6 protein-coding genes are annotated in these 6892 nt (G+C 39.1%); 1 reads left to right on the plus strand and 5 read right to left on the minus strand.

Annotated elements, in window-relative coordinates:
- The 5 genes from EA341_RS17440 to EA341_RS17460 form a co-directional block, all read right to left on the minus strand.
- Nucleotides 1-521: ATP-binding cassette domain-containing protein (locus tag EA341_RS17440; RefSeq protein WP_293016450.1), on the minus strand; the 521-nt coding region annotated here is incomplete at its 3' end.
- Nucleotides 522-662: 141 nt separating this feature from the next.
- The gene (locus EA341_RS17445; protein ID WP_293016451.1) at nucleotides 663-1364 is read right to left on the minus strand and encodes a spheroidene monooxygenase; all 702 of its coding nucleotides are present in this window, start codon (nucleotides 1362-1364) and stop codon (nucleotides 663-665) included.
- Nucleotides 1365-1415: 51 nt separating this feature from the next.
- Complete coding sequence (locus tag EA341_RS17450) at nucleotides 1416-2348, minus strand: class I SAM-dependent methyltransferase (RefSeq protein WP_293016452.1); 933 nt, start codon at nucleotides 2346-2348, stop codon at nucleotides 1416-1418.
- A 148-nt stretch (nucleotides 2349-2496) separates the two neighbouring features.
- The gene (locus EA341_RS17455; protein ID WP_293016453.1) at nucleotides 2497-2730 is read right to left on the minus strand and encodes a hypothetical protein; all 234 of its coding nucleotides are present in this window, start codon (nucleotides 2728-2730) and stop codon (nucleotides 2497-2499) included.
- Between the two features lie 222 nt (nucleotides 2731-2952).
- Nucleotides 2953-4464 (minus strand): sulfatase, encoded by a 1512-nt coding sequence (locus EA341_RS17460; RefSeq protein ID WP_293016454.1) that lies wholly within the window; start codon nucleotides 4462-4464, stop codon nucleotides 2953-2955.
- 314 nt (nucleotides 4465-4778) lie between these two features.
- Here EA341_RS17460 and EA341_RS17465 point away from each other — a divergent pair, with 314 nt between their 5' ends.
- On the plus strand, nucleotides 4779-6338 hold the full coding sequence (locus tag EA341_RS17465; RefSeq protein ID WP_293016455.1) for a sulfatase-like hydrolase/transferase: 1560 nt from the start codon (nucleotides 4779-4781) through the stop codon (nucleotides 6336-6338).
- Nucleotides 6339-6892: the final 554 nt, after the last annotated feature.

Consider the following 6892-nt stretch of genomic DNA (forward strand, 5'->3'; position numbering starts at 1 on the left):
TAAAAACGGTTTCTTTCTCCTGGATCCAAGCCTGCGGTAGGTTCATCTACAATAATCAGTTTGGGATTCCCGATCAGACATTGGGCGATGCCAAATCTTTGGCGCATCCCTCCAGAATATGATTTGACGGCTTTCTTGCGGTGTTCGTAAAGGTTGACTTTCTGCAAGAGATATTCTACCAATTCTTTTCTTTCCTTACCTACGGTCACACCTTTGAGTAAGGCCAAATGGTCCAATAACTCCAGTGCTGAGCTTCTTGGATAAACTCCAAATTCCTGTGGAAGGTATCCCAATAAGCCTCTGACTTTGTCCTTTTCCTTAAGCACATTGATATCGTCCAGGGTAGCTTCTCCGCTGTCCGCCTCCTGTAAAGTGGCCAAAGTCCGCATCAAGGATGATTTCCCTGCGCCATTTGGTCCCAATAGACCAAACATTCCTTTTCCAATGGTTAAGCTCACATCTTTGAGTGCGTGGACTCCATTGCTGTACTGCTTGTTGAGGTTGTGGATTTCTAACTGCATATAGATTCTTTTAAAAATTGAAAAACTTTTCAATTAATAGTTTAATTTTTACTAATCTATGGCAGTTCTAGAATTTTTTTTTTTAAAAATGGATAAATAATGAATTTTGAGGTTAGTCGAAATAAATGACTGTTGTACTATTTACACCAAATTCTCAACATCATTACCTTCCCATGTTCCTTCAAACTTATAGGGTACAAATCGGGCAAACATCTCCTCTTTGTACCAGTTTAGTTTTCTGCTAAGCAAGACGACTTCTTTGTGTTTGGGATTTTTATAGGCATAGTCAAGCATTTCTGATTGCGTTCTCCAAATACTTAAAGTTGCCTGTTGAATTAATGGCCATTCACCTACTCCAATGGATAATACAACATCATCGTAGTGATTTAGACTTTTACTTACTTTACCCACTTTGTTCCAAAAAGACCACAGTTTGTTCAGTCGGATACTGGCTCTTGTTAAGATTAAAACAGGTTTGTCCAAACTTAATTTACAATTTTTGGTAAAGGGCTGTGTCCCATCCCATACTCCATGTGATTCAGCAAAATGGAGATAAACCGTAAAATTTTCTACGCTTCTTTTTTGATATGTCTTAAAAAAGGGATGTTCTTTGAAAAATTTTGAGCTGTCTGCTTCAGACTCCCACACACAGAGGAGAACGTAGGTACCAAAATTTGGTATTGCACTGAAACCATTTCTTACACCAGAGCCCAAAATTTTGTAAAAAGTTAAACCCTGAACGTTTTTTAATGCACTTAAGCCCATTTTCATTTGCTTAAATGCCCACCATTTATTTGATATACCTTCGACCTTAAAAAAGCTACATGTTGTGACTTGATTCATAAAAAGAGAATGCTTTTGATTATGCAATTGTTTTAATTAAATATTGGCGAATTACTTTTTCTCAATGATTACCAACTGAATACCCATAGGGAAAATTTTTTCGAAAATAAAAAAGGGAAAGCTTATAACCTTAAAAATCACTAATGGCCAAAATTCCCTTTCCATGGATTCCGACCAATTGATTTGTTTTTGTTCCATTTTACCCAGCCACCATAGGGTAAATGCATCTAGGGTTCCATGTCGGTAGTATTTGGTTATTGTCCATTTATCCTCAGCAAACAAGGCATAAAAACCTTTTTTTGAAAAAAGAGTCATGTGCCTAGGACTATGCCAACCTTGCCAAAATTGTTTTTGTACTCTAGCACTAATACTTCTATAATCCGGCACTTCTATTATCAACTTACCACCTGGCCTGAGGCATTCATAAAGTTTTTCAACAGTCTCTTGAACATGATAATCATGCTCAAAATAATGCCAAAGCGTAACCACATCAAAAAAATGATTAGGCTCAAAATCAGCAATCGCAGTTTTCAAAAGTTCCAATTGATCGTATGCCCTGTTTTTCCAGCCACTATCAGAAAAGTCTATGCCTGTACATTTTGCATTTAATTCATATTCTGCAAGCTTCAAAAAGCTTGGGTTTCCACAGCCAACATCCAGTAAATTGAAGTTATTTTTGCTATTTCTTACACTTGACACAACAGCAAGCCTCTTACGATCCAGTTTTCTTTGACTGCTTTCAATGAAAGGCCTGTATTTTCCCCAAGCTGCTGGGCCTTTATACGGAAGGTAATTGTCTGTATAATATTTATTTAAATTTTCTTCCCTAACGCTATTGGCAAGAAAGACAGACTCACATGCTAAGCACTTATTGAAAATATAGGATTCTTTGTTAGGTTCATGCATCAAAGCTTTCGTTGAAATGAAATATGAGCTTTTGCTATTGCTGCAGACTGGACATAAAACTTGCTTGACTTGATGCATATTTTAAACGTATGTTGGAAGCTCAAGAACAAGCCATAAAACGGAATGTTTCTAAAATGCAGACGAAATAAATTAAATGTCAATTCAGTTTCGTAAAACCATTCAAAAAGTATTAGAGACCTTCATTTTTTACAGAATCAATGTTTAACTACTTCCTGTTCTTGTCTTTCTCTTCGTTGTCTACTTCCTGACCAGAGTTTCTATCTTTTTTATTTTTTCTTTTACGTTGTATATCCTCGTAATCCTTTTTGCTTGGAGGTTTTGCTCCACCTTCATCACCTGGAGTATCCCGATTTGAACCCTTATCTACGCCACTTTCTTTCTTTTTTCCAAAATGAAAAAATGGAGATGTTCCTGATGCATTATAGTTTGTCGTTTGCATGGTATATTGATTTTATAGGAAATTTAAATCCAATAATCAGTCCACATTTGCATGCCTAGCTTAATGGAGAAGATTTGAACCTTGCCTATTTTTTATTTGCTAATGGAATCCGGATATGCCGATATCAAAAAATCATCAACCAAGAGTTCAATTTACCAAGGTCATTCCAAATTTTTGAAATGGTCCTGAAGGAAAAATAAAAATGCTTGCCGGTATCAATAATTATTGAACTGAGATTAGGATAGGGAGATTAAAACTCCTTAGGCTTAAATCTTTCTTTTCAGGAAATCTAGCCTCAGTGTTTTTGAGCCATGTCTTCAGCTTTTTTTCAAGGTATTCTGCTTTCTCCCTTTCGCTTTTTGCAAGGTCATTTCTTTCTCCAAGATCTTTCTCTAGGTGATAAAGTTCAATCCTGTCGTCTTCATAAAAGTAGATCAGCTTCCAGCCATCTTCCTGTATCACGGAACCTGGATTCCCTCCCTGATTGCCGTAATGCGGATAATGCCAGTAAAGTGCCTCTCTTTCTAGTTCTGCTTCTGGATCCATCAAAAAAGGCTTCAGGCTCATTCCATCCATCTCTCCATTTCCCGGAAAGGAATTGGAAAACCCTGCAAGATCAACAAGAGTAGGATAAAAATCATTGCTGATGACGGGGCTGGAGTTGGTTTTGCCTGCTGGAATTTGATTTTTCCAGGAGATCAGCAAGGGAACCCTGATGCCACCCTCATACAGCCAGCCTTTACCCGCTCTGAGGGGAAGGTTGGAAGTGGGACTTCCTTCGGCTGTGGAGAGCCCGCCATTGTCGGAGAAGAAAACGATAATGGTATTTTCCAAGAGCTTATGTTCTTCCAAACTTTCCAAGACGATTCCAATAGCGGTATCCATGGCTTCTACCATTCCACCATATACAGCGTGTGCCTGGGTAGTCCTGTTCTGATTGGCATATTCAGGTTCAAACTCATCCCTAAGATTCATTTTGGCCCGCTTCCGGAGATACTTCAGTTCGAGCTCTTCCGTGGTCATCAAGGGAGTATGTACAGAATAAAATGACAGATAGGCTAAGAAAGGTTTCTCTTGATGATTTTCGATAAAAGATACGGTTTCTTGGGCCAGTCTTAGGGGTAAATATTCCCCTTCAGGACCGTTTTCCATTTTAGGATTGTCATATGGAGAGAAATATTTGTTGCCTGTACTTGGAGCTCCTTTACTGTTGCCACCGATATTGATATCGAAGCCCTGTGCCTCTGGCCAAAATTCGGCTGTTTCACCCAAATGCCATTTACCGGCAAAGAAGGTATGGTATCCAGCATCTTTGAAGGCTTCTGCCAGGGTGTATTCTTCCAATTCGAGATTCGGATTGTATTCAGCTGGGATCAAGGGTTTGTTTTTGGTCCAGTGATTTTGATAATTCCAGGGCTGTGGGGCACCAAACCAGTCCGTATGGTATGTCTTTGAGGGGTATTTCCCAGTCATGATACTGGCCCGGGTAGGAGAGCAGACAGGGGAGGCGGTATAGGCATTGGTGAATTTTACTCCACTCTCAGCCAATCGGTCAATGTTGGGCGTTTCATAAAATTCGCTGCCATAGGCCCCGATATCCATCCAACCCAAGTCATCAACAAGAATAAAAAGCACATTGGGTTTTTCTTGTCCGAATGCTAAATTTTGGCTGAGAATAACAATAAAAGTTAGGATAAACCTTCTCAGCCTTTTGGAATTTTTGGTATGGGTCATGGGATTAGTCAATTGCTCTTTGATTCAATAATAGGTGGAATTTTGTTTGAAATCAATTCCTTTGTATCGATTCAGTGACAGTTTGAACCCATTCACCTACAGGTTGACTGATTTTCCCCCTCAAACCAAACCGCCGAAAACTCACTTGTTTTGGGAGCATTCTTTAAAATAAGAGTCATTTGAATTAGATTTTCAGTAAATTAATAATTGAATCTTTATGTAATTATGTCCAGAAAACCGATACTGTCTGAAATAGAAAAGGAAATTGAATTGCGGTAAGCACTGTGATGATTATTAAAAACCAGCTTTTAAAGATGAAAAAATCAAAAACCTTCATTTTACTTTTGTTCTCTGCGACAATGTTTTTATACAATTGTCAAAGCCAACAAGGTAATCAAGAAACGGAAACTGAACTTCCCAATATTATTGTGATTTACATGGATGATCTTGGCTTTGGTGACCTGAGTGCTTATGGTGCCACCGAAATCAGTACACCCAATATGGACAGGTTTGCCAAGGAGGGTATGAAATTCACCAGTGCCTACGCAACTTCAGCCACCTGCACTCCAAGTCGATATGCCTTACTTACGGGTACTTACCCTTGGAGAAATGAGAATGCCAAAATTCTTCCCGGTACAGCTCCATTGCTGATTGGTACAGAAGAAATGACGGTTCCAAAAATGTTGAAAACCAAAGACTACCATACAGCAATTGTAGGAAAATGGCATTTGGGCTTGGGAGATGGCGATGTGGATTGGAATGAGCATGTGTCTCCCGGACCAAATGAAGTAGGTTTTGACTATGCCTATATCATGGCGGCAACTCAGGATAGGGTGCCCACAGTGTATATCAAGGATGGCCATGTCGTTGGCCTGGATAAGGATGATCCTATTTTAGTGGATTATGACAAGAATTTTGAAGGTGAACCAACGGGAAAGGATAACCCTGAATTATTGAAAATGAAGTGGCACCATGGTCACAACAACAGTATTGTCAATGGAATTCCAAGAATAGGCTTTATGAAGGGCGGAGATAATGCCAAGTGGGTCGATGAGGATATGGCAGATGAATTCCTGTTAAAAGCCCAGGATTATATCCGTGAGAAGAAGGGTGAAGAAAATCCATTTTTTCTTTATTACGCCATGCAACAGCCTCATGTACCTAGAACCCCACATCCAAGATTCGAAGGGAAATCAGGGATGGGCCCCAGAGGGGATGTGATTTTAGAAGCCGATTGGTGTATAGGAGAATTGATGAAAACATTGGAGGAAGAGGGGCTACTGGAAAATACGCTTATAATTTTCTCCTCAGATAATGGTCCGGTGCTGAATGATGGATATTATGATGATGCGGTAGAAAAGCTGGGAGATCATACCCCTTGGGGACCATTTAGAGGTGGGAAATACAGTCTTTTTGAGGCTGGAACCCGGGTTCCATTTATGGTATATTGGAAAGGTCAGATACAGCCTGGTGTTTCAGATGCATTGGTTTCTCAACTGGATTTGCTCAGTTCCCTAAGTAAACTGGTTGGTTCTGATGTACGGACTGATGACAGCATGGATATGCTGGATGTGCTTTTTGGCAGCACAAATGAGGGTAGGGAAGACCTGATTTTGGAAGCCACTTCCCGCACCGCTCTTCGGAGTGGAGACTACATCATGATCCCCCCTTATGATGGTCCGGCAGTAAATACATTGGTCAATATTGAATTGGGGAATTCGGATAATTTTCAGCTATATGATATAAAAATTGATCCGGCTCAACAAAACAACTTAGCTGATGAGGAACCTGAACTGTTAGAAAGACTCATTAAAAAATTTGAAAGTATTAGAGGTGCTAAATATGGGAAAACAGAGCAACTTGAATTGAAGTAGAAATGCATCTTTTTCCAAAAACAGGTCTGAGTTTATACAGTAGCTCGGACTTGTTTTTTTTTACTTGAGTTCAACCCCTTCAGGGTTGGGGTTTTCCTGTACTTTTTTGCTGCTTCCCCAGGTTTCACCTGGGGTAAATACCCTGGCGGGAGTCAACCCTTATCAGGGTTGAAAGACAGAAATACTTGTTTATTTCACTATTTTAAACTTCTGAGGATTGTTTTATTCTTGTTCAAACTTCTTCTGGGTTGAGGATTATAAAGTTTTTTTATTCAGGTATTTCTATCTCACCTTATCCTTCATTCGAGGAATATTCCCGCAGGCCTGCCTGATGTCAGACAGGGTTGAATGTATAAGTTGCCTTATTCCAGAATGTGAAAATTGAGATTGAATTTTATTTGTATTGAATAAAACACTTTTACCCCAGGGCAGTAATGGATTTGACTTCAAATTCCACTTACATTAATACCATTTTATTAAATATGTGATAATTACAATAAAATGTTATAATTATATAACTTTATATATTTTGGATATTCTACTTTTGAGATCTT

The organism is Mongoliibacter sp., assembly GCF_007692705.1.
Lineage (GTDB): Bacteria > Bacteroidota > Bacteroidia > Cytophagales > Cyclobacteriaceae > Mongoliibacter.

Bases quoted from the DNA above. Each gene is read 5' to 3' on its own strand.
- EA341_RS17445 (WP_293016451.1), bottom strand. From the start codon at position 1,364: ATGAATCAAGTCACAACATGTAGCTTTTTTAAGGTCGAAGGTATATCA.
- EA341_RS17450 (WP_293016452.1), bottom strand. From the start codon at position 2,348: ATGCATCAAGTCAAGCAAGTTTTATGTCCAGTCTGCAGCAATAGCAAA.
- EA341_RS17455 (WP_293016453.1), bottom strand. From the start codon at position 2,730: ATGCAAACGACAAACTATAATGCATCAGGAACATCTCCATTTTTTCAT.
- EA341_RS17460 (WP_293016454.1), bottom strand. From the start codon at position 4,464: ATGACCCATACCAAAAATTCCAAAAGGCTGAGAAGGTTTATCCTAACT.
- EA341_RS17465 (WP_293016455.1), top strand. From the start codon at position 4,779: ATGAAAAAATCAAAAACCTTCATTTTACTTTTGTTCTCTGCGACAATG.